Here is a 25871-nt window from a genome sequence, read left to right as displayed (position 1 = left end):
CGACAAAATGATCAGGGTTAAACGTCAATTTTTAAATGCTTCCTCTATCGATCAGGCTAAAATAATTAGGAACAGTTTCAAACTTTTTCTTTGAAATCATGTATGCAGCAGAATCGGCCATTACTTCAAAATCGGTTGTCATCACTGAAATGCCCAATACCTCCTTCAATGAAGTGTCGTTGTATGAAATCACCCCTATATCCTTTCCCAGCTTAAGGCGATTGTCTTTTACCTGTTGTAAAAAGCGAATCAAATCCTCTTCATCTATGATGATATAGGCATCATTGGACTGAAACTCCATATCCTCATATATCTTATTTATAATTTCATAGTTACATTCTATTTGATTACAAAATTGTATAAAGCCTTTCTTGATCTCTTGGGGATAGGGATAAATAGGGTTTTCCGGAAATACCAAGGTTATTTTTGAGTACCCACTCAACTTATCAATCCCTTCTAACAATGCGTGATAAATATCGCTTTCAAAATTTTGATATATACAGGGCACAGCATCTTGGATTTCGGGCAGGTGTTTGTCCATGAGTAATAGTTTCTCAGGAGACATATTTTGCAGATAATTGATTACCTCTTTTACCTTTTCTGATGAATCGCGAAAATGCGGCATTACTACAAAGTGATCATATGCTTGGTTATTTTCTTCAAGGATATTTAATAAGTATTCGGCATTGCAATGATGCACCCGTAAATCGACCTGGTAATTTCCTCCCAAAGCGTTAACAAATAAGTGGTAAAGTTTAAGTTTATAGCTGCTGAGTTTATTCAATACTATCAGCACCTTGCTTTTAGACAGATTGACATTTCTTGCCACATAAAAACCTTTGCTCATTACGGAAATGACTATTTTCTTTTCTCTCAGGTAATTCAATGTCTTTACCACCGTATCTCTTGCTAGGCCTGTATCCTCCTGCAATTCGGTTATTGAAGGTAATTTTTCTCCAATTTGGATTTCCCCATTCTCTATTGCCTTAATAATAATGGCCGCAAGTTGCCGATATTTAGGTATACGCGATGATGTATTAATACTTTTAGCGATTACTGCTTTTTCTATAATCATGGTTATTCGGGTATAATTTAAATAAGTATTTAGCTGGAAATAGCCAGTATCCTACTTCCTTATTGTGCCATTAAATAATCGAACAAACAGCTGTTTAATTTATTTTTCGAGCTGTAATCTCTCAGAAAAGACACTACCCAATGTTAAAAATTTAGTAAGGAAAAAAAGTCCAAAATTGAGGTGAAATGGTACAACCACCTGCCTAACTTTCACATAAACCCTAATTCATTAAGACAAGCCCCCTTGCTGAAGACAATACTTCCTATCGAGGCGAACAAGGATGTTCACCAAAATTGCGTAAAAATCAGTCCCCAAATAAATAGTAAAACTTCTTTTGGACTGAAACTACTTACGACTCTTAATCAATACCCAAACTTTCTTTAAATTTCTGGGCATAGGCTTTTGGACTCAAACCATGGTACTTTTTAAAAGCTTTGGAAAAGTAATTTGGATTCTTAAATCCAATTTGATACCCTACTTCAGACACATTGGTTTTTCCTTGTTCAATAAGGCTTGCGGCTTTTTTCATTTTCACTCCTAAAATAAAGTCATTGGGTGTTTGATTGGTCCATACCTTAAACTTGGTAAAAAGTAGGGACCTGCTTACCCCTAATTCTTCGCATAAAAATTGAATATCAAAAAATTCATTGTTAATGTTTTCTTTTATAATCTGGATGGCACTGTTCATCATCTCTTCATCTCTGGAATTCACCGTCGCTTCTGAGGAAGCAAATTCGCCAGATTCAGCAATTTTTTCCTTTAATTTCTTCTGAGTATTAATGATGTTTTTGCACTTGAGTAATAATTCCTTTAATTCAAAGGGTTTGCTTAAGTATTCATCCGCTCCAGATTCTAGCCCATTATATTTATATACCAAAGAAGTCCGTGCAGTCAATAAAATAAAAGGAATATGACTGGTCCGTAGATCCGATTTAATTTTAGCACAAAATTCAATCCCATCCATCACGGGCATCATCACGTCACTTATGATGAGGTCAGGTTGCTCGGACAATGCTTTTTGATACCCCAAAGCTCCATTTTCAGTCAAAGAGACTTTATAAAATTCCATCAAGGAACTTTGGATGAATTGACCAATTTCCGGATTATCTTCCACGATAAGGATGTGTCCTTCTTTCTCTGCGTTTTGGGTAGATGGAAGAAGAACGGGATCATGATCTTCCATGTTTTCCAATACATCTGATTTTTTATAATGCGTGATGTCTTCACTATTTTTAAAGGAGGAAATAATTTCATCATCCATCAAGTGCTCCCTTCCCAATCTTAATTCCATTACAAAATTACTTCCTTTCCCTTCTTCACTGTCTACCCTGAGTTCACCTTTGTGCAAATCCATTATATTCTTGGCAATGGCAAGACCTATCCCTGAGCCATACCTGACTTTAGCAGGATTTATTTGTTTTGGAATTTCATAAAACCGGTCAAATATTTTTTCCAAATGGTCAACTGAAATTCCAACCCCATTATCTTTCACACTAATCTTCACCTTGTCATCACTCTGAGTCACAGAAACCTCTATTTTTCCTTTTGAGGGAGTGTATTTAAAGGCATTAGAGATCAGATTATAAAGCACTTTTTCCAATTTGTCCCTATCAAAAAACACGCTGATCTCTTCCTGCGGAGCATTAAAAGTATATTTCAGTTTGTTTAATTTAGCCTGCTGAGAAAAGGATAGATATATTTCATTTGCAAATTTGATAATGTCACCTTCTGCAGCTTGAAGTTTCATCTGTTTACTTTCTAATTTCCGAAAATCCATTAATTCGTTGATTAACTTAAAGAGCTGATCGGTATTTTTCTTGATTACCTGTAGTTGCCTAAAAACAGCACTAGGCCCCTTGTAATCAGAAATCAATTTTTCCAAGGGTCCGGAAATTAAGGTTAATGGGGTCCTGAATTCATGCGATATGTTTGTGAAAAATTGAAGTTTACTTTGATTTAATTCCTGCTGATTAAGGAATTCCTGCGTTTCTAATTCAAGTTTATGTTGAAGTCTTAGCCTTGATTTGAAAAAATAGATAAATACAAAAAGTGCCGAGAGAAAAAGAATGCTGTAAATTAAATAGGCCCATCCAGTTAGCCATGGCGCACTCTTTACTTCGATGTCAAGTTGAGTAGAGGTTGTTGTTTCAACCCCATCACTGTTTATTCCCTTAACTTCAAAAATATAATCACCCCCTCGCTGAATCGTAAATGATACGAAGTTGTTGTTGGTCCTCACCCAGTTATCGTCCAAGCCTTTTAAACGGTAAAGAAAGGTATTCTTATCGGCATTACTGAAATTAGGCATGGCAAAATGAACTGTGAAAATATTTTGATCATAATCCAGTGTCACAGCATCCGTATACACTATGGATTGCGTTAAAATGCCCGTACTGTCATTAACCTGTAGTTCATAATCTAACAAACTCAATCCGGTAATGACCACATTGGGCGCATAGTTGTTTTCCGTTCTGAGATGCTTGGGATAAAAAGATATAACACCTGAAGCTCCCCCAAAAAACATTCTGCCATCCGAATCATAGAGTTTTGCCCCTCGGTTAAATTCATTGGCTTGTACGCCATCGTTTCTGTTATAAATCCTTTGTTCTTCGGTAATTGGATCATATGAAACCACTCCTTCTTCTGAACTAAGCCATAATTTACCTTCTTCATCTTCTGTTATTGCAAATACGCTACTGACTCCGGCTAAACCAGCTGGTACAATTTTATTTCCATTTACGTAGAACAATCCGAAATTTTGGGCCGCAAGCCAAATCTTACCGCTTGAATCTTCAATGATATCGTGAATGTACAAATTGTCCTGACTACCATCCTTCATTTCAAAAAACTCAAATTCATAGGTATCATTTTTATACATTGAGTTTTTCAATTTACACAATCCATCCCCGGTGCCTACAAATAAGTCCCCTGTCGAACTCAGTAACAAAGCCCTGACGTTGTTACCGGCAATAATTGGTTCGTCTACATTCGCATCAAAATTTCTGCATTGTTTGTTTTCCGGGTCAAAAAGATCCAAGCCTTTATTCAATGTCCCGATCCATAGTTTTCCATCTGGGGCTTTTGCAAGACATAATAACTGGTCGGAGGAAAGTATGCCATTACCCTGTTCATCAGAAAGTGCCCTATATTCTTTATGTTCAAGGCTCTTTGTATCTATTTGCATCAACCCTCTGTTGAATGTACCCACCCAAAGTTTATCCTTCTTTTCATAAAGAATATCCTTTACGGAACCTATAAAATCACCATTGGCCAATCTATTGATTTTTTTAAACCGCCCGCTTCCTGGATACATTACACTTAAGCCCGCTCCTTCTGTACCAATATATATTTCTTTCTGATTACCTTCTGCAATTGCACTAACTACATTATACCCCAGCTGTGTCCCATTCCGCTCATCAATTAGTTCAAAGTTCAATTGTTTATCATCCCAATAATTCACCCCCCCATAATAAGTGGCGATCCAGATCCCCCCTTGCCTATCGGTAAACAGGGCCCGAATATCATTCCCTGTCAATCCATTATTCTTTTTGGGATCATGCTTCATTTTCCGGATAAGCGTATGCGTACTGTCAATTACATTGAGTCCGTCATAGGTCCCTACCCAGAGCCTTTGGTGCTTATCCAACGTAATATCCTGAATCAAATCATTTGTTAACTCTTGGCCGCTATATTTCCCGAAAAGTTCAAACTCCCCCGATTCCACATCAAAGTAAAAAAGGCCGCTATGGGTGCCGATCCACAAATTCCCCTTTTGATCTTCTTTAATACAAGAAACATGTTTAGGGAATAAGTCTCCATTCTTTGAATTATTTATTTTAAAAGATTTAAACCTTAGTTTTCCTTCTTTTCTTTCTTCTAGTTTATTTAGACCAGCTGATGTTCCTACCCATATTTCCCCTTCTTTTGATTTATAAAGACAGGTGACAAAACTTGAATTGATCGTGAAGGGGCGGGCTTCGTCATGCAAAAAATAATTGATCTGTTGGGTCCTTTCATCATAAACGTTAAGTCCATTTCTTGTGGCAATCCAAACTTCTTGGTCGTTTACCCTCAAGACATCATGTACAAAACGAGAAGACACCGCTAATCTAGAAAGTGTTTCTTCTTCAAAGTCTTTGGAAGAATCATTTCTCGGATTAAAAAGGCTCAAACCACTTTTGGTCCCCATCCATATGCCACTTAAGCTATCAACATGTATCTCATAAATATCATTTATCCGTAATTGTTCCGCATCTCCTTTTTCGCGACGCATGACCCTTAACTCTTTTCCATCATACCTCATTAAGCCATTTCGGGTTCCAAACCAGATCATACCTTTTTGATCTTGATCAATTGAATTTACAGCATTCAAAGAGAATCCATCGGAAGTAGAAATGTGCCGAAAATTATTGATTTGATCCTGACCATAAACAGGGATTAGGCATGTTCCCACAAAAAAGAAAATCCATAAAATAATCTGCAGGCACTTTTCAATCCCTCCCCGATTAATATAAAAACTTATATCCAATCCAATTGATTTAAACTTCTTCATTATTTATAGGCAATCTTTTCCGATTGTTTTCCTTCATTGCTTTCAGCTTCATTCTCCCTCCCACGTGGACTCGACTAAAGGAACATCGCTCTTCTTTATTAATATATTCAAAAATTAGCTTATTGAAATAACTTTTATAAATGATTAGGAATCAACAGCACAAGTCAATATCACCTTATTCAGTTTTCAATAGATATCCATTTACAATTAAACAGCGAACGAACCGTACATTATAGGGCAATTAATCCAATGGATCAATTACCAAATATAACAAAAATCCCATATCCCAACAATCAATAAGCCTTTCTAAGACTGACTTATTATTTCTTTTAAAAAAAGGATAATTCCCATAATTTAATCAAGACACCAACTAAGAGTATTCCTGTCTGTTTTCAAAAGTTTAAGTGTTTTGTAACACTAATAATATAAAAAAGCAGTCCCCCAATAGAACTGCTCCTTATCCTCAATTAATATCAAAATAATATACAGATTGTTTGGCTTTGAACAAGGCGGTACATTCTGTTTTATTATTTTTACAGCACCGTTAACTGTATAGTTTCTAGCTCTTTATCCAAGCTTGATGCTCCTATTGAAATGGTAAAGTTTCCCGGTTCCACCACTTTTTGCATTGCCTGATTATAAATTGAAAGATTTTCAGGGTTTAATTCAAATTCTACTTTTTTTGTTTCACCCGGTGCTAAGGGTATCCTTTGAAATCCTTTTAGCATTTTATTATACCTTCCAACCGAAGCAAAATCATCTTTAACGTACATTTGAACCACCTCATCTCCTGCTCTGCTTCCAGTATTGGTCACATCAACTGAAACTATGGTGCTTTCACCTGCTTTAATCTTATTTTTTTCAAGCTTTAGGTTACTATAACTGAAAGAAGTATAACTAAGTCCATAACCAAAAGGGAACAATGGCGATTTATCCTCAAACTTATATTGTCCTTTACCAGACCCTACAAAATCTGGCCTTTCTAAATAAGTAACGGGAAGCTGTCCTACCGATCTGGGAAATGAAACCGTTAGCTTTCCACCCGGGTTATAGTCTCCAAAAATCACCTCCGCTAAAGCGTCTCCACTACGCATGCCCAGGTACCAGCTTTCAATAATGGATGGAATATTTTCAGCGATATAGTTGATGGTCAGTGGACGTCCATTGATCAATACAGCTATAACGGGTTTTCCTGTTTGGTGGATAGCTTCTACAAGTTCATTTTGTACACCATAGAGATCTAAATCGGCCCTGTCTCCCCCTTCACCACAGGTAGCAGTGGATCCACCCACTGCCAATATCACGACATCTGATTTTTTTGCTGCTGAAATGGCTTCGGCAAAGCCTGCCTTTGAATCACTGGTGAGTTTGCATCCCTCTGCATAATTGATTTTTATTTTATCGCCCACTTTTTGTTGAATGCCTTCCAGAACAGAGGTATAATAAGGCGGTATGCCAGCATAGCCTCCGAGAAGTGTATACTTCGCCCCTTCCTCCACTTCTTCATGGGCATTAGGACCGATCACCGCTATTGATTGGATTTTATCCCTGTCCAATGGCAATAAATCACCGTCGTTTTTGAGAAGCACCACTGCCTTCTTGGCAATATCCAGTGCCAATTCCTGGCTTTCAGGAGTACTAATCACCTCTTTTACCTCATCGGTTTTTTCCTTCTCAAAAAGCCCCAGCTTATATTTCATTTTCAGAATCCGTGATACACTTGCATCCACATATTTTACCAAATCAGGATTGCTCTTCAGGGTATCTTCTAAGACCTTCATATTATAAGCAGCATTTGCAGGGTCTTTACCAATTACCAAATCCATGTCAACACCTGTCTGTAATCCCATTACCGCTGCCTCTTCTCTCGATTTAGCGATATAATGCATATGGTGCAATCGTGACACATCATTATTATCCGAAACAATAAAGCCGTCGAATCCCCACTCATCCCTTAACAAATCCTGAATCAACCAAGTATTCATGTGACAAGGAATTCCATTAAGATCCTGATGACCGGGCATAATACTTCCTACCCCTGCTTCTTTCACAGCAGCTTCAAAAGGGGGAAGATGCACCTCATATAGCCTACGCATTGACAGATCACTGAAACCTCCATTGATCCCTCGTCGGTTTTCTGGATAGGCCACGAAGTGCTTTGCGGTAGCCAAAATATGGTTTTCATCAAACTTTTCATTACCTGTTCCTTGTAGCCCTTCTATAAAGGCTACGCCCATGCGGGACACCAAATAAGGGTCTTCACCGTAGGATTCTTCTACTCTCCCATATCGGGGATCTCCAGTAATAACATCTAAATTTGGAGAATAGCAGTGGGTAAGATTGGCCGAACGGGCTTCTTTTGCAATGGATGTGGTCATTTCCCGGATCGCTTCAGGATCCCAGGTGGAACCTAGGGCAATGGCCTGAGGGTATACGGTTGCTCCGGGCAGCCACAAGCCATGAAGACACTCACTATATTGCATCATGGGAATTCCAAGCCTTTCATTTGGAGGAGCGTCCTGTGTAAGTTCAGCAACTTTCTCTTCCAGCGTCATTTTATTGAGGAGCTCGGCCACTTTATCATTAACAGCCTTCTCTTGATCGCTGTCCATACCATTAGTTTTACATCCAAAAAGTAGAACTACGATCGCCAATAAGCTGAGATAGGCCTTGTCACGTTGTTTTATTTTCATACTTGAATTCGTTTGATAATATTTCACACACTGAACAAATGAAGGAAACAATTACAAAAATATCGTCCCGAAAAAAGGTAAATTAGTCCAATCGATCGGCACAAGCTCATAGATAATCAATCTATTGGGAGATGAATCCATGCTTATTGGAAACCCATTTTAATTAGCTTTGATATACTCCAAAAGTAGCCCCTTTACATCCTCTACGCTACCAAGTTCCAGACCATCCTTAGTTGCGCCTGTTATCCAATACAGAATCATTCCTGCATCTGAACAGTCCCATTTTCCTTTTTGGAATTTTACCACATCGTCCACCTCGGCTATTTTCCCCATTAACCAAACCCACTGAACTCTGGGGTCGGGATGGTTTTTGGCCCAATCCCAGTGTTCTAGATCTACCTTGAGAAAAACATTCTGATCAGGAATACGCACTTCTTCTACTCCAAAGTCCAGAATCTGTTGCCAAGTATAATAATCCCCCGCATCGTCATTGGCTGAATGGTGAGTGATGACCTTAACGAATTGGCGTTTTTTTTTTTGTGAAGCCTCCAAAGCAAAGCCAATAATATCAGGTTCACCCGCTTCCACTATCCACAGGGGATTATTTTTGGAAGATTCATTGATGGCCTTAACCAGGTCATTGACCGTTTCCTTTTGCTCCCACAGAGCATCAAAGAACCTCAGGGAATCAAAACCTCCCCAACGCCGCGCTGTAACGTCACAGGCAGTTTGCATAAGGGCATGCCGCTCATTTTCGGCCTGCTCAGATATTCTATTACTTCTCACTAAGTCACAACTATGGGAATAATGCACCAGTCGATCGTTAAGTCCAGTAGCCCGCAATAATGCCAGAGAAACGGCTGTGCCTCCTAAATCGTCAGGATCAGGAGAGTTCCCATCCGCCACGATCGCCAATCGGCCTGCTGGGGGAGCAACCTTTACTGGTTCACTGACTGTATCTTTCTCAGGCAATGATTTTTGCAAAGACATCCCTTTTCCAGCCGGTACAAAGACAATCCCAGACCACCTTCCTCTGGCCCACTCTTGACCATCTGCACTTCCCAGGCTAGCTTTAAGGGTAATTACATCTCCTTTTGAAAGGGAGATATTTTCAAACAATTGATTATAGTCAGGTCCCTGTTCAAACATATCCTTGGATAATGGAGGAGTAAAACCTCCAAGTATCCGGTCATTTACAGTTAGGACATAGTTGGACTGACCATCATTCTCCCCCACTCCTACAAAGAGGATATCATACTTGCCACTGGAAAAGTAAAAAGGCATAGATACCTGAGCCTCTTTTCCTTGTTCAGGGTTTATGGCTAACCAATCTCCCAATTTATCCTTATAAAAACCCTGTGCCTGTACGGGCAATTCTTTGGCGAAAAAAGTCTTAGTTTCTGCAGAACTGGTTGCCAATTGGGATATATAAGAACGCGTGGACACGTTTTCTTCATCCATTAAAGCCGGTTTGCTCCAATAATATACAGGGACTGGTCCATTGCCTTCTGGCCGATAGTGCATGTCCCTTGTAAGAATAAATTTATCGAATTCAAAACCGTCTTCCCGCATACTGAATTGTATATCATGGATTCCCGGTTGCTCTATATCCAAATAGATTTGATGAGCTAGCCCACAATGTACTTCTTTGGTCCGCTGCCTGCTTTCCCATGTCCAGTCATTTTTTCCCTCACACCATTGCATTCGCTGACCATGTTCGGGCCAATTATCATTAATTCCTACATGTATCCCATTATCTTCACTCCCAGTAGAATACGCTCTACCCCATACATAAAACCGGCCTGTAGTATTGAACTTTACTTTATAATGAACGATGCCCGAAGCTCCTGGAAGATCCGAAAAGTTTTCCCCTTTCATCAACATATCCTCATGGGTGGACCGTGTATCGGGTAGTATTTCTATGTAGGCATGGTTGCTGGCTCCTTCAGAATGATTATGGTCCTTATCCGGAGTAACGGCTGGGGACTTATCCTTTGAAGTAATATACCATTTCCTTTTTTCAGATGAGGTTTGTTTATAAAAATCCTCTGCCTCGATGGCTACTAAACCATCTTTTTCTTCAAAAATTAGGTGTGAAGAATTTTGGTCGTGCACTTGCTCAGAATCTTGGGCCTTTACCAAGAAACCTAAACAACAGGCTAATGTAGTTGATAAAACGATAATACGCATAATAGAAAAGCTATATCAAATTTTAATTTTCAGCTATTAAATGATCCTAAAGATCTTCATCTCCCCATAATGGTTTTTAGGTTAACCTTTTTTAGGTTCCACTATTTTTTAGAATGTAAATGCAGGCGGGGAGAGATTGAAAATACTTGAATATTTTCAATCTCTCCCCTAAATGGTGAAGGATTGGACTATATTACCTGTAATTTAGATTAGGGAACCGGATTTAAACAACTCTCCCACGGCATCATTGGTATTGACCACAAAACCTCGGGGGATAATATGACGGCCACTTTTCTCTCTTGTAACGTGCTTGCTTTGCCCTAGTGATGGCAAAACAAATTAGTAAAGCCGTTATGATCACCCCTCTAATCTGGCTGTTCAACATTTTATATTATTTTTAGATTCAAAAAGCATTGGGATGTTAATTATTCTTGCGGTATAAAAATATCCTAAGAATCTTATTTGAAAGTCCAGAAGAGTCGCCAAATCGTCCAAAAAAACGCTTTACGACAAAAAGTTGCGCAGTCTATAGCGGTAAACCTGCTGATGTTAAAAGTTGTATGGTTAATTTAGAATAGAATCAATTTTAAAAAACCAGCGCTATAAAATATTGGTAGGACTTAGATTTTCTTCTCCAATTAGAATACCCCTGTGAACAATATATCTCCCTCTCCTAATTTGTTCCAAGAGCCAATGCAGGTTGTCCGTGCTAAACAATAATTGGATTCAGCTCGGGGTCAAGCCTATCAATAGCTAAACTCAATTCATAAGATCACTGGTGAAAAAATTCATAAATTTTATCAGCAACGAGTTGATGTCCCATTGTATTGATATGATTGTTTTGTGCCATATACATCCTAAGATCATTATCCCTAGCAAAGTCCCTAAACAGTTTATAGCTGTCCACCAATCCTACATTATATTCCTTGGCAAGATTTCTAATTTGTTCACTATGCTTTGCCAGTTCCGAATCGTCGGAGAATATGTCCTCGTTTAGATCTGGTGTCGGCGTAAGTAAGATCACTTTGGTACCGTATTCCTGTGCTTCTTCAATCATCTTTATCCAAGCGATTTTAGCCCTTTCCAATCCTATACTTCTGTCATTAAGCGCGTAATCAATAAATAAAACGTCTGGCCTATGACAAAGCACTTCAGTTGTAAACCTTTCGGCCCCTTGTTCGGATTGCTCCCCACCAATAGATGTTGTAATTGAGTTGACCACTGCATAGGGATAATGGTTTTTAATCTTCAATAAGGTTAAATAGGGGTAGGCCCCCTGAGTATTAACCCACCCCCTGGTCATATAACCTGTAGGGACTGAATGTCCGTGAAACACCAAATTCACCGTACGATTATGCGGCCATTTTTTCTTCAATTCCAATTTAACAACATCTATGAAATCACTTTGGCCTTGAGCGCCAAAGCTCACCACTAGAAATATTATTATAAGGATTCTTTTCATTGAAGGTAATATTAGGTATTCACTCTTTTTAATATATTTTATCTTTCATTGATAATGAAATCCTTTCAATAGCTTTACAGAGCAATTATATTGGAAAAATGAGCATTGACTGCCCTGCAAGCCGAGTAATTATTTATGGAAAACCACACTTCCAATCCTTTTTCAAAGAAACTAAAACAAATATAATTTATTCCATAAGTGTTAATATAGACGATAAAACCAAATACATGGACAATTCTATACGATAGAATTAAATTATAAAAATCAATAAATATTCTATAGAAATGGAAGGCCGAATCAACCCAAAATGGATAATGGGAGTTAAAACATAAAAAAGGCTATCACAAAACAGGATAGCCTTTTACTTTCTTTTTATAAGTTCATCTAGAATGAATTCTCATTTATTTAATATCCATTTGGCCCCACATTTGGTTGCGTAGGCCATCCTGGGTTTTGGTATATTGGAGATGTACCTACATCGTTATTATCCGAGGTAATCAAGAAATGTTGAATCGCAATAGGAGATAAATAATGTGCCATGGCCCATCGGTACCCATTATACACCAGTTCTCCTCCTGTGATTTCATAAGGACGCAAATACTCACTTAATTCGGGAGAGGAAACTGTAGAATTTGAAGTTCCCCAAGAAATGGTAAAGTTACCATTTCCATCTATATACCAATCTTGCATGGGGCCCCAGAGTTTGAACCCTTCCACATGATAAGGCGTTGAGATCATTTGGTCCATTGATCTCCAACGCTTCAGGTCCATTTCTCTAAACCCTTCAGCTATCAACTCACATCTTCTTTCTCTCCTGATATTATAAAGGGTGGGATCAATAAGATTTCCTGCCGAATATGCACCCCAATCGCCTTTAGCCTCCTCATTTAAATCAGTGGATGCTATTGCTTTATTGTAGTCTGGATCCACCCCCGCTCGGTTTCGTAAAGATTTCCAATAACTATCTGCCTTGGAATCCAAGCTGTTATTTTTTTCATAGCACGCTTCAATATAGTTCAAGTAGGCTTCTGACGCCCTGAAAACTATACTTCCTGTAAATCCTTGACCATTATCATAATGTTCTCCATCATAATTGATCCCTTTTCTTAAAGTATATCCTGTATTATACTTTTGAGGGGTAGTCTGCAATTCAGGAACCCCTTCTACCGGAAAAGAGTGCGTCCCCACACTCATGTTATAGATCTTGTTAATCTGCCCCGGTTCCTTTAAAAATAGCTTAAGCCTGTCATCCCTTTCCATTCTGACATCATGGATAAAATCATCTCCATGATAACCTGAGCCACTGGCATAAATGGGCAAACCATTTTTCATCAAGAAAGCATTGACCATGCCTTTGGTGGTCCCATTGGTATAATTGTGAATTGCTGCTGCATGAGGCACATTATGGGTAATTCCCAAACCTTTGTCATAATCTCTCCATAACAGTACTTCACTAAAGCCGGACATATCTTCAGCCCCAAACATATCAAAATAGGGATTTGAGGCATCGGATGCTGTTTGTTGTAGTATACCATTATTTGGTACCAAAGAGACGTTATCCGCCACTAGACTCGCCGCCTCCATCGCCTGGTCCAATAGCCAGTCTATTTCATCATCGATACTACCCGCTGCGAAATTATAACCTTGGTTGTACGTTTTCTCTGTTCCTGGCCATTCAGGGCCATTTGGAACAAAAGCTGTGCCTTTAAAGTATTTTAACCAAGTAGCTTCATACAAAGCTACTCGAGATTTAAATAGTAGGGCGGCATTTTTTGCAATTCTATTGGTGCCTCCAGTTGGGGGAGTAATGGACAATAGATTAATTGCTGAATCTAGATCAGAAATAATAAACCGAACCACTTCAGTTCTGGGAGATCGCTTACTCGCCTCTGTCAATGCTTCCATTTGATCAGGCAGAACCTTTTTTATGATGGGGTAATCACCATAGGTCTTCACTTTTTCAAAATATTCAAATGCACGCAGAAAATACCCCTCACCAATGTAGTGCTCCAAATTTGAGGAATTTCCCTGCAACTCACCGGATTTCCACCTTGGTACTACCGTATTGATAAAGTAGTTCATCCTATAAATAGCAGCAAACTCCCACTGCCCTCCATTCTGAGGGACCCTCCACTGTCCAGGAACATAGATATTTGAATAATCTGAACCGGCCATATTATCAGTATCTGCATCTCTACCAAATGTCCCGTAACTCCAATTCGTATGGGTCGGGAAAATACCATATTGATTGATGGTATAAGAGGCTAATTGAGATTCCTCCCACAGGTATTGCTCTGGAGTGATTTGAGATTCGGGAGCACGGTCTAAAAACTCCTCATTACAGGAAACCAGCACCGGCAGTCCCCCTAATAGGAAGGGCAATATATTTTTAATTAACTTTTTCATAACTAAATTCTTTTCAATAAGTGTTTAGAAACTAACTGACAATCCACCTGAAAACACTCTGGATAGTGGGTAAACATTACCTCCCCATCCGCCGCCGACAGTTTCTGGATCAAAGATTGAACTCATCTTGGTCATGGTCCACAGGTTTTCGCCCGAGATAAACACTCTGAACCTGTTGACATGTAATTTCTCTGTCACATTTCTATTAAAAGAGTATCCCACCTGCAGGTTTTTCAATCTCACATAGGAGCCGTCCTGTACATATTTTGATTGTGGACGGATATTTTTCCATGCAGTCCCTCCAAAAAGAGGCCTGGGATAATAGGAGTCCAGATTTTCACCAAATGGATGCTCAGGGTCATTTCTAAAATAATCCTTATGTTCTACCAATGCTGTGGACCACCATTTATTTGCTCTTATACCCCAGAAATAATCACTATTCTGGAAAAAGTCTCTTTTCAATACACCTTGAAAGAATGCCCTAAAATCAAAACCTTTATAATTAGCTCCTAAATCAAACCCAAAATTGTATCTAGGCGAACTATTACCAATAACTTTTAGATCACCGTGATCCGTAATCGTATTGGCTCCCTCATCTATTTTCCCATCCCCATTCAAGTCGGCATACATGATATCTCCCGCCTCAAAATTAGTTCCTATAGCTGTCTGCCCACCATTATTCAGGGATGCCAAATGGCTATCCATTTCTTCCTGGTTTCGGGCTATTCCTTTCGTCTCCAATCCCCAAATTTCGCCTAGCATCATCCCCTCCCTGTAAGTGCTCAGTGCACCAGTAGGGTTAGGGTATCTTGTAATTTCCGTTTTGGAATCCGAAAGCAATACACGAGCCGAGTACCCTAATCCACTTGCCAGCAAATCATTCCATTTGATATCCAATTCGAAGCCATAGGTTTTCAAATCGGTATTGTTAAGCTTTGGAACAGCCGTGCCCAATGTTACCGGTAGTTCTGGGGCTGGTCCCACCATGTCTTTTGTAAACCGGTTAAAATAATCAAAAGAGGCCGTCAACCGGTTTTCAAACATCCCAAAATCCAAGCCCATATTCCAACTGCTGATTCTTTCCCACGTCAATGATTGACTTACCAACCCGGGAGCATTACTTGTATTTGGTCTCAATCCATTGATCAACCAATTTCCATTTGCCGTTCCTACAGGCATAGTAACATAGGTTGGATACCAGTCTTGTGTATTCTGGTTACCTAATTCACCATAAGATCCCCTAAGTTTGAAATCGTTCACTACTTCTTTTATCCCCTTCCAAAAATTTTCATCAGCGATGTTCCAACCTGCAGAAAATGAAGGAAAAAGCCCCCATCTTTTATCATTCCGGAATCTTGAGGTACCATCATATCTAAGATTTACTTCAAAAAGATATTTTCCACTATAGTCATAATTGATACGGCCAAAATATCCAGTTGTCGACCAATTATTGTAAGCACCAGTCACTGATGGAGGAACAATATTACCATTAAAATCTGTACCTGAAGTTACATCTAACACGGGAAGTCCGGGTACAATAATCCCTTGTCTCAGTGCGGAAAAATTCCTCACCTTATTAAGTTCTGTTTGAAACCCCAACAGACCCTTAAAATTATGCACCTCATTGATGCTTTTTAAATATTCAGTGTAAATATTGCTACTGTAATAATTCTCTCTTTTGGCATACTCATATACTTCTGAATTTTTATCCGAAGCATAGGGGTTTCCATTGATATCATGGTTATAAGTAACCTGCTTTTCCCAATGCCTGAATTGATTCAGCGTTCTATAATTGAATTCACCAAAAATCTTCCAACCTTTTACAGGCTCATATGTCAACTGGGCCTGCTGATAGAACCAGTCAGACTGATTAATATCATTTCCTCCATCACGTAGCCCCAGAGCCGGGGAAGGAGAGTCAAACAAATAACCATTGGGATCATAAAGAGGCAACGTGGGCCATCCCTGTCTGGCAAGGTTACGGAACAGTTCATCGTTTGTCAGCTGAGATGGTCTTTTAAAATCTTCCCTGATAAAGCGATTAGAAAGAGCCAAGGATAATTTCTCTGAAATTTGTCCGTTGATTTTGACTGTACCGGTATACCTTTTGAATTTATCTTGGTTAAATTCCATAAAGCCATTTTGGTCCAAAAAGTTTCCTGAACCATAATATTGGAATTTTTCGGATCCTCCGCTTAAACTAAGATTATGTTCCATTGAAAAGGCCTTATCCCGAAAAAGGGCTTCGTACCAGTCTACATTGTCATTTCCACCGGTATACCCATCATACCAGTATTGTCCATTTCTTGGATCAACTGTAGTAGTTTCGCTAATCTTGCCCTCCATGAAATCCTTAATGCGCTGAATTCTCTCAGGAGAAAAATGAGGACTCTGCCCAGCGTTGATCCCTGCATCATTAAAATAAGTAGCAAAATCGAATGAATTCATCATATCTGGCATATTAAGCGGTGAATTCATCCTAAAACTATTATTGTAATTTATGTTCGTTTTGCCTTTGGTGCCACTTTTTGTTTTGATAAGTATTACACCAAAAGGAGCTCTTGAACCATATATGGAGGATGCAGCAGCATCTTTCAATACCGAAACACTCTCTATATCCTGAGGATTCAGGGCATTAATATTACCAGGCATTCCATCAATCAAAATTAGAGGCTGCCCAGTTGAGCCTTGACCGATCGTTGCCACACCTCGTACATTTATGCTTGGATTATCATTCAGTCCTCCCCCGCTTCCCTGAGATATATTCAGTCCAGGAACTACACCTTGAAGCATTTGGGTAGCGGAGTTTACTGGACGGGACTCCATGAGCTCCATGTCCACTGTTCCCACTGATCCGGTCAGGTTTTCCTTTTTCTGCGTACCAAATCCAACCACTACCACTTCTTCAAGACTTTTGGTATCCTCTTGTAGAGTAATATTCAAGACGGCTTTTCCATCAACACTAACCTCTTGGGTGATATAACCAATAAATGAAAAAGTCAGTGTAGCATTTTCTTCAACAGAAATCGCATAGTTTCCATCTAAGTCAGTTACCGTGCCTTTTCCAGTATCCTTATCCAATATCGTCACACCCGGTATAGGTTCATTCCTTTCATCCAACACCCTTCCTGTCACTGTTGTCTGTTTGTAGATACTCAAAGAGTAATTTTCTGAATAAGTTAAGGTGGGATTCAGTAAAGGCACAGCTATTAGAAACATGCAGTACTTTCCCACCCTACTTAATTGTAGTATAGTTTTTTTCATAATGGTTTATTGGTAATTGAAATGATTTTAATCTAGAAGATGTCTTTTCTGGTAACCTTAATTAGCTTGTAAAATATGAATGTACCTAGGATTATTTAAGCTATTCATCACCGAACCAAAGACCAATCCTCATATATTCAAACATACTTCATTCAACAAATGGAAGCATTCACAAAAAAACAAATAACATGGACTATTCTATATTTTTATCAAAAGAAAGAGACGCACCTGCACTGATACACCTAATCATATACCACTATCCTTATCATATAATTTCAAAACAATGATTTGTTCATTTACAGAAACAACTAAAAAAGATGGGATAGCTCCACAAAAGTATCCCATCTTTGATTCATGGATTGTTCTAAATTCGTACTCATTACCCGGTTTCAGTTTTATAATGACAATAATTTAATCATCAAAGTAAAACCTTCGTATTTATTAAGCCTCTTTAACAAACATTTTCAAGACTCAATATCACCAAAACTTATCCATTTTTAATGCACGGCCATCGATTCTGTAAAGCAACACTTCAGCACATTGCCGGGGTAATCCCATGGTTTCATCCTGTTGAAATTTTTCATAGGCTCGGCTGACCACTTCCAGAAAATCCTCCTTTCTATCCATATGATGAATATTATGCAAAGCCAAAAGTGCCAAATCATGATCTTGCCCCAACAGCTGGTTTGTCAAAATTTCAAAAGCTTCCTTGTTGCTGGTTTGATCGTACACTACAGAAGCTAAGTAGATAGCTGATGGAGTATAGCTATCTTTTAATTTACTGACCAACAAATCTTTTTCTTTGGCTGTAAAGGATAACTGGGATTTTAGCCCAACAGCAGCCCAATACCTTTCCAATGAATCTGAACTGGACAGGGCTTCCAATTGCTTGCTCTTGTATTCTTCCCCACTAAAACCTGCAAGCCTGACAGTACGCCAAATGTTTTTAAGTTCATAATCTCCACTTGTTCTCAACGCATAGGGCGTTTGTTCTTCATTGAGTTTCTTAAGGGAATATTCCGGCAGGAAAAGTACATCATTCACTTCCAGCAAATGCTTATTCAACGCTTTTCTCATTTTTCGTAGTTCCTTTTGATAAGCAGGGTCATTGATCAGATTATTCGTCTCCCAGGGATCAGCTTCTAAATCGTATAAGGTCTCCGGTTCCCTCGGCTCAAGCAGGGCTCTTTGAGTATCTAAAAGCATTCCTTTATTATAATCCTGCACAATTTGCTGGCTGATTTCACCATAGATAACGTAATGAATCCAGCGCATGGGATTGGAATATGGTGTAAAAGTTCGTGTATATACCATATTACCTTTTATCACAGACCGCTCCAAGTTCGGTGAATCTTCACCTCGATCATTGGATGTAAAGATGTAAGGTACTGGTTGGTCTTTTTCTTTTCCCAGCAAGTTCCTTCCATCCATATATTGGGGTATATCAGATCCCGCAAGTTGCAATATTGTGGGTGCCAAATCTACAAAACTAATGGTTTCATCGGTGACTACTCCTCCAGTCCCCCACGGGGATAAATGCTTGTACATTTCTGGGAACCACACTACAAATGGTACTTTGTAGCCCTGCCCGTTCCCATTGGTCTTTACCGCTGGCATGCCCTGTCCGTGGTCGGCATAAAAGAATACGATGGTGCTGTCCTTCAACCCCTCTCTCTCCAGTCTATCTAAAACCTTTCCCAGCTTATGGTCTGCCAAAGAAACTCTATTATACACCCGAGCCATCTCCTTTCGCATCGGCTTATTATTCCGGTAATAGGGAGGCATTTCTATCTTATCCTCATCCACTTCAAGGCTGTCTGGTAATTCCTCCAAAACCTGTTTCACATACAAATCATACGGATTGGTCATAGTCCTGGATTGGTGCGAATCGCCAAAGTTAAAGACTGCAAAAAAGGGTTGGCCCGGAGATCGCTTCCACCAGCCGGCCTTTCCGGAACTTTCATTCCAAGATTCTTGAATCAATCGTCTTGCCGAGGCCGTGTTATAATCCGTTTTGCTGTTATTGGAAGTATAGTATCCTTCCTCTCTCAAATATGCCGGAAAACCTTTAATAAAATCAGGAATCCTAAAATTACTTCGATGATGTCCGGTTCCCATCTTATAAGTTTTCACTCCCGTGATAATCGCGCTTCTACTGGGCGAACAGATGGTTCCTGTACTATAGGCATTGGTAAACCGTACTCCTTCTTTGGCCAGCCTGTCAATATTGGGCGTATTTACCTGTTCATTCCCATAACAGCCGATATACTGTGGTGAAGTATCTTCAATGACCAACCACAAAATATTGGGCCTGCCTTGTGCCTGCACATCGAGCATCTGAATAAAAAAGCAACTGATGACCCCTAGGAATGTCCTTAGGGCCAATAGTTGCTTTCGGTTTAAATATGGAAATATTAAATTGGTATTCATCGTTTTTACTCTTTGTTTTATTGAACACACAATTTATCCAAATCACTTGCTATGATGTTTGACTGCGGATCAAATTGCACTGAATTCATATAGCTTGCCAAACTCTTTCTGAGTTGTCGGGCCTCAGGCCGCTTTTCTAAATCCTTTGCCAAATCGATAGAGGAAAACAACAGTTTTCCATTCCCTACTTTGGCTTCAAAAATGCTGGCCAACTTTCTGTTGGTGACAAAATTATCAATCACCCTAACTACCGGTTCAACTTCCATTCCATCTAGCACCAGGGATTTAGATTGGATGCAAAGGTCCCACCATTGCCAATTCGTATGACCTTCTGTTGGAAAATCTGCCAGCGCAGGATGAGCCGGATCACATAGTATTCCCATGGTTGATGGCTGATCGGGAAAATGGACTGGGCTCCAGAAAACAGGCACAAACCTACCGGTCACCCCTTCCAGTTTTTCTACTTCAGGGTTTAGCAACACGGATTTCCCGTCCTCCAGCCAATTTTTGGCCTGCTCCAAAGATCGTGTATACAGAATCTCTTGATCCCTTGCGGGTTGATCAGGGTACACCCAAATTGGCCATTCATTTTTATAAGAAGTGCCTTCTAGTGCTACTTTAACCATTAGCTTGGAAGCTTTTTCTACGTTTAATCTCTGCTGGATCATTCCAAACCTTGTTTCATTCCCGAGGGGAATGTTTTGATTTTCAAAAGATCCTGATGCGACCACACCTCCATTCCCCTCAATGCTCCATGTAATTTTTTGTCCGTCCAGGGGCTTATAAAAATTAGCGATCTCAACAGCCGCCTCAAAAGTCTCTCCAGATTCATATACGGCCTTTTCATATCGGATCAGGGGTACAAGTTCATTGCAGAATTCAGAAAACTCCTCGCTATTGATAAAACCTTTCGATTCCCAAAACACATTAAGCAAGCCAACAAGAGCCGTTCCCTGTCCGGGAAAATCCTGTAACTGTAACAATTGAAAGCCATCAAAGCCAGGCGTTTTCAGCGCCCTTTCGATTTCTTCTTTATACAGTAAAGCCGCTAATTTGCCAGAAGCATAGGTGAATTCATCTGAAAACTCCAACAAGCCTTTCTTTTCCAGGTCATTCTTAACGGCCATAAAGTTCAAAGGCTTGAGCACACCTTGGTATTTTTCTATTTCTGAAAGATCTGGATATACGGAATATTGTCCGATTTCATGGGAAATCACCGGTACATTAATGTGATCGATCTCCTTCTGATAATCTTTGTCAAAATGGGGTGGTTTAGCATTGAAAATCCCCTGTCCTCTTATCCAGCCCTTATCAGTCCACTGCGTCACGAAATATTCATCTTCAGGTTGTGGAACTTGACCAACCCCTTTCTGAAAAGAAAAGGTAGTGGTGGTATATAACCTTCTGGTATCTTGCGTTTTCAGTCTAGCAGTTTCCTTGTTTAACCACTGCATATCTCCTTCAAGCTCATTTCCCAAAGACATCAATACAAAAGAAGGGTGGTTGCCATATTCCTCCAGTATTCTTTGTGCCTCCTCCTCTAGAAAACGAGTGGTACCTTGGTCCTCCCCCACTTCCAAACTCCAATGTGGCAGTTCAGCCTGGATATAAAACCCTAGCTCATCAGCTGCTTCAAAAGCTGCTTTCGGTGGACACCAGGAATGAAAGCGAAAATGGTTCAGCCCATACGATTTGGCTACTTTCATGATATCCCCCCAAGCTTCCTTATCAGTATAGGGGAAACCAGTTTGGGGGAAAACAGCGCACTCCAAAGTACCGCGTAAGAAAATGCGCTTTCCATTAAGTTGTAACTCTCCTCCCTTTCGGCCGATATTCCGGACACCAAAAGTCCTCACCATCTTGGAATCACCACTTGATAGCTCCAGCTCGTACACATTGGGATGAAATTCATTCCAATCCTGAAGCCTCTCTTCCAGTTCGATCATCCCATTAAATTCCTTGGAACCTTGCTCTATAGCCAGGCTACCTTCGGCAATCGTCCGACCTTTCTGGGAAATTTTATAGCTTACCTTTTCAGTCGCAGAACTATTGCTCCACTTTGCAGTGATAGCCAATTTATTATTACCCTCACTAGGATATACCTGAATATCATTCAAGACCGGCTGGGGTTTTAGGCTCATCTCACCGATTACTCCGTTCCATTTGATTTGGGTATGATTGGTAAAGCCGTGAGCCATATCCTTGGAAGTGGGCTCCGGGTATTTATTCCCGGCCACATTGATATAAGGATACTGGTTACCATTGTCCACGCATAAAACGATACTGTTTTTTCCTGCTTTTAATTCGTCCTTCACTTCATATTGATGGGGACCTACCAAGCTTTCTTGGGTTCCCAAAAGTTCACCATTTATCCAGACTTTTGAAGCCCACATTACTCTTTCCAAATTCAGAATAAGAGGCCTGCCAATCCATTCCTTAGGTAGGTCGACCTCCCTGTGGTACCAGGCTTTGCCGATATATTGATTTTTTCTGGCAAGGTGTGACAATACATAATTGTTCATGCCCGGCTCCAGGGAGTTTTCTTGTCCAAGACCGGCCATATCCAAGGTCCCCGGCAATTTTATGGAAGTTCCTTCCGGAAGTTCTTTGAACCATTTTTCACTTTCACCTTGATCCAGGGAATCCAATACCACCACCCAGTTGCCTTCCAAAGAGAGTTTTTCTGGTGCTGACTGACATGACATCATTGTACTGGCCAACAAGGCCAAAACTAAGGTTAACGGGTTTTTTAGAGTGTTAAACATAAGTCTATTTTTATAATTAATCCTTGGTGACCTTACTGCTCCACCAATTCTCATTAGGTTTATAATTTTTGGAAAGCATTTCCTCCCTTTCTTTTTCCAGCTGGGGCTTTCTTAGCTCTTTCATCCTTTTATATGCTTTTTCTTGATTGACAGGATCAAAATCAGCAGCTACTTCTGGAAACACCACATTTCTTTGTTTCAGCCAACTGATTAATTCCTGATCCAATTCACGGGCTTTCTCAGGCATTTCATTTGACCTGTCATTTTGTTCACCTGGATCTTCTTCAAGGTTATATAGCTCAATATTCCCTGTTTCCCAATAATGAATTAATTTCCAGTCTCCTTGTCGGATACTCGAAGCAGGATCCCCTCCTTGGTTCCCATAATGTGGGTAATGCCAGTAAATGGGCCTTTCTGCTATCTTTTTTCCTTCCATCAACGGTTTTAAGCTTATTCCGTCCACTTTTTGATCTTCTGGTAAAGGGATATTGGCCAAATCCAGCAAAGTAGGATAAAAATCATGGCCAGCTACAGGATACTCGATCTCCCTGAGGTCTTTTATCCAAGGAACTTTAATCACATATGGCTCGCGGATACCACCTTCCCACTGATATCCCTTGCCTCCTCTAAGTGGAAGATTAGAGGTGGAAAATGCATCTCCGGAAGCCACTCCTCCATTGTCGGAAGTAAAGACCACAATAGTATTATCGGCAAGTCCAAGACTGTCCAGTGTTTCCATTACCAATCCAACAGCATCATCCATCTGTTCGACCAACCCGGCATAAACTGGGTTATCCTGTTTTACCCTTATTGGCAATCTCCTTTCCAATTCAAAGCCCTGTTCAGCGATACCCTGTGCTTCAGCTTTATCCCGGTATTTGGACCATTTCTCTTCTGTGGTTTGAATGGGGCCATGCACGGCATAAAAAGACAACATGGCAAAGAAGGTAGAATCCTTATGGCTTCTGATAAACGCGGAAGTCTCCCTGGCCAGGACCATACTTAGGTTTTCTCCCTGTGGATACTCTTTCAACTTAGGATTATTAAATGGTGCAAAATAGCCTCCTTTGGGGCTACCACTGTCCCAGCCGCCGATATTGATATCAAAACCATGGTCTTCCGGATAGGATCCTTCCCCGCCAAGATGCCATTTCCCTGCAAAGAACGTTTTATAGCCTGCAGCTTTCATGGCCTCAGCAAGGGTGATATCCTCATGCGGAAGGTTCATCTTGTAATCGGGCGGAAGAAGACTTGTTTGAGGATAGGTTTTATGCCATTGCTCTCCCACTTGAGCCCCAATCCAATCTGTCACCCCATGGGTAGCGGTCAATTTTCCCGTCATAATACTTGCCCTAGAGGGGCTGCATACCTGGCTAGCAGCGTAACCTTGGGTAAATTGTATTCCTGAATGAGCCAATTCATCTACATTGGGAGTTTCGTAATAATCACTCCCTGTAAAGCCAAGATCATGATAGCCCAAATCATCCACCAAAATGAAAAGCACATTGGGTCTCCTGCTTACTTGCTCTTTTTGTGTTTTTTCTCCACACGACAGCAGGCCCGTTAAGGAAAGTGCAAATAATACTTTATTTAACTGTTTCATTGATCGAGATCTTTTCAGTCGTTTCTAATAAGTTCTTGTGAATATGAACTCCCACATGATAATTATCCATTTCAGCAGCTTTAAGCAGTGCCTCACCGGCCCTTTTCACTTCTCCGGAACCTAATTTCCCTAGACCTATCAGGTAGTTACAATGGATTTGGTTACGAATATTCAAGTCTTCATCCCAAATCAACAAATCGGGCAATGACACTGCGAAATAGTCTATTTTGATATCATCAAAAATATGTGTTTCTCCATAATCAACCAGTTTATTGAAACGCTTCATGGCCGCGGGTCTGTCTCCCAATTTTAACAGCGCCAGTCCTTGATAGAAAATTTTATCCGGCTGCTGGTCATTGTAATACATTGCCGGACTAGGATCACTCAAACCCTCTGAAGCTTTTCTCCAAGCCTGCTTGGCCTTATCCTGCTCTTCCAAACCTTCATAAGCACAGCCTAACCAATAGAACACATCATTTTCCTGGGCACCGAACAGCTTTCCTTCTCCCAGATTATGTGGATATTCCTGAGCTGCCTCCAGGTACTTTATCGCTACCCTGTATTCCTTTTGTTCGATAGCTATTTTGGCAAGCTCTACATTGCTGAGAATATACTGGCCGGGAACTTTTCCTTCACCACCTTCCCATGGGTGAAACTGCCTGCTCATCAGCATATCCAGTGCTTGTTCATGCTCTCCAAGCATATTCAACAAAGTAACATATTCCAGATAAACATCATCCCGGTAATTTACCAGTTCCATATGCCTGCCTAAAAATGTCTTACGCGCTGTTGGAGCCATGTTTATTTTCTTGTACAATTGGTCCAGTTCCATTAGCAATCGGGGGCTTTTGTCCAGCGCAAAAGCTCTTTCCAACAGTTCCTGTGCTTGGGCCTTCTTATCAAACTTATTATAATAGATCAAAGAAAGATTTCGAAGCACCAACGGTGACTCGCTGTTGAGTTGTAAGGACTTTTCCCAACATGTTCGGGCATCTTCATAGTGCCTTTTGGCCAACCAGAAATTACCCAAATAATATAATGCCCTATCATCCTGTTGATTCCCATCAATGGCCCCTTGTAATATAATCACTTCCTCAAGTCTGTTTGGGAAGCAGTAATCTGTAGGCATCTGCGCTCCCAGCTTATAGTAATAAAGGGCCTGTTCTCGATCTCCCATCTGAGCATTGAAGTATCCTAGGGCGTAATACACCATCGGATATACTGACTGCTTTCCTTCTGCATGGACCTTTAGCAAGGCTTTTGCCTCACTATACATACCCGCCTGCGCATAATCCAACGCATATTCGAGATAAGTATGGGCATTATCCCGGATCAGCTCTTTCAAGTAATCCTTATCGAATTGTTCATTACTGATAAGGTATTTTTCGAAGAGCACACCAAAGTTGAATTTATCAATATCCAATGACTCAC

The 25871-nt window shown here is 40.1% G+C and carries 11 protein-coding genes; all 11 read right to left on the bottom strand.

The genetic code is table 11. The annotated features are described in order from the left end of the window. Nucleotides 1-31: 31 nt before the first annotated feature. Nucleotides 32-1075 (bottom strand): GntR family transcriptional regulator, encoded by a 1044-nt coding sequence (locus ACYVAA_RS12900; RefSeq protein ID WP_460542303.1) that lies wholly within the window; start codon nt 1073-1075, stop codon nt 32-34. A 358-nt stretch (nt 1076-1433) separates the two neighbouring features. Continuing rightward, nucleotides 1434-5627, bottom strand: a complete 4194-nt coding sequence (locus ACYVAA_RS12895; protein ID WP_460542301.1) for a hybrid sensor histidine kinase/response regulator transcription factor — start codon at nt 5625-5627, stop codon at nt 1434-1436. A 533-nt stretch (nt 5628-6160) separates the two neighbouring features. Further along, nucleotides 6161-8320: a beta-xylosidase gene (locus ACYVAA_RS12890; RefSeq protein WP_460542298.1), complete on the bottom strand. Its 2160-nt coding sequence runs from the start codon at nt 8318-8320 to the stop codon at nt 6161-6163. A 159-nt stretch (nt 8321-8479) separates the two neighbouring features. Further along, nucleotides 8480-10510 (bottom strand): hypothetical protein, encoded by a 2031-nt coding sequence (locus tag ACYVAA_RS12885; protein ID WP_460542296.1) that lies wholly within the window; start codon nt 10508-10510, stop codon nt 8480-8482. Between the two features lie 772 nt (nt 10511-11282). Then, nucleotides 11283-11972, bottom strand: coding sequence for an SGNH/GDSL hydrolase family protein (locus tag ACYVAA_RS12880; protein WP_460542294.1), 690 nt, complete (start codon nt 11970-11972; stop codon nt 11283-11285). Nucleotides 11973-12377: 405 nt separating this feature from the next. Continuing rightward, a complete protein-coding gene (locus ACYVAA_RS12875) occupies nt 12378-14378 on the bottom strand; it encodes a RagB/SusD family nutrient uptake outer membrane protein (protein WP_460542292.1) in 2001 nt (666 codons plus the stop codon). Nucleotides 14379-14402: 24 nt separating this feature from the next. Then, nucleotides 14403-17642, bottom strand: coding sequence for a SusC/RagA family TonB-linked outer membrane protein (locus ACYVAA_RS12870; protein WP_460542290.1), 3240 nt, complete (start codon nt 17640-17642; stop codon nt 14403-14405). A 477-nt stretch (nt 17643-18119) separates the two neighbouring features. Then, on the bottom strand, nt 18120-20072 hold the full coding sequence (locus ACYVAA_RS12865; protein ID WP_460542288.1) for a sulfatase family protein: 1953 nt from the start codon (nt 20070-20072) through the stop codon (nt 18120-18122). Between the two features lie 17 nt (nt 20073-20089). Then, nucleotides 20090-22837 carry a glycoside hydrolase family 2 protein gene (locus tag ACYVAA_RS12860; protein ID WP_460542286.1) on the bottom strand — a complete coding sequence of 916 codons (2748 nt, stop codon included), beginning with the start codon at nt 22835-22837 and terminating at the stop codon, nt 20090-20092. A 16-nt stretch (nt 22838-22853) separates the two neighbouring features. Next, entirely contained in the window at nt 22854-24440 is a 1587-nt protein-coding gene (locus ACYVAA_RS12855) for a sulfatase (protein ID WP_460542284.1), read from the bottom strand. Further along, nucleotides 24424-25871: tetratricopeptide repeat protein (locus tag ACYVAA_RS12850; protein ID WP_460542282.1), on the bottom strand; the 1448-nt coding region annotated here is incomplete at its 5' end. The genes ACYVAA_RS12855 and ACYVAA_RS12850, both read right to left, overlap by 17 nt.

The sequence above is a fragment of the Echinicola sediminis genome (assembly GCF_054777495.1).
This window is presented reverse-complemented; position numbering and strand designations above follow the sequence as displayed.

What these genes read in the sequence shown, in the direction of transcription:
- ACYVAA_RS12855 (WP_460542284.1), bottom strand. Translation starts at nt 24,440, where the DNA reads ATGAAACAGTTAAATAAAGTATTATTTGCACTTTCCTTAACGGGCCTG.
- ACYVAA_RS12895 (WP_460542301.1), bottom strand. Translation starts at nt 5,627, where the DNA reads ATGAAGAAGTTTAAATCAATTGGATTGGATATAAGTTTTTATATTAAT.
- ACYVAA_RS12875 (WP_460542292.1), bottom strand. Translation starts at nt 14,378, where the DNA reads ATGAAAAAGTTAATTAAAAATATATTGCCCTTCCTATTAGGGGGACTG.
- ACYVAA_RS12865 (WP_460542288.1), bottom strand. Translation starts at nt 20,072, where the DNA reads ATGAATACCAATTTAATATTTCCATATTTAAACCGAAAGCAACTATTG.
- ACYVAA_RS12880 (WP_460542294.1), bottom strand. Translation starts at nt 11,972, where the DNA reads ATGAAAAGAATCCTTATAATAATATTTCTAGTGGTGAGCTTTGGCGCT.
- ACYVAA_RS12900 (WP_460542303.1), bottom strand. Translation starts at nt 1,075, where the DNA reads ATGATTATAGAAAAAGCAGTAATCGCTAAAAGTATTAATACATCATCG.
- ACYVAA_RS12860 (WP_460542286.1), bottom strand. Translation starts at nt 22,837, where the DNA reads ATGTTTAACACTCTAAAAAACCCGTTAACCTTAGTTTTGGCCTTGTTG.
- ACYVAA_RS12890 (WP_460542298.1), bottom strand. Translation starts at nt 8,320, where the DNA reads ATGAAAATAAAACAACGTGACAAGGCCTATCTCAGCTTATTGGCGATC.
- ACYVAA_RS12870 (WP_460542290.1), bottom strand. Translation starts at nt 17,642, where the DNA reads ATGAAAAAAACTATACTACAATTAAGTAGGGTGGGAAAGTACTGCATG.
- ACYVAA_RS12885 (WP_460542296.1), bottom strand. Translation starts at nt 10,510, where the DNA reads ATGCGTATTATCGTTTTATCAACTACATTAGCCTGTTGTTTAGGTTTC.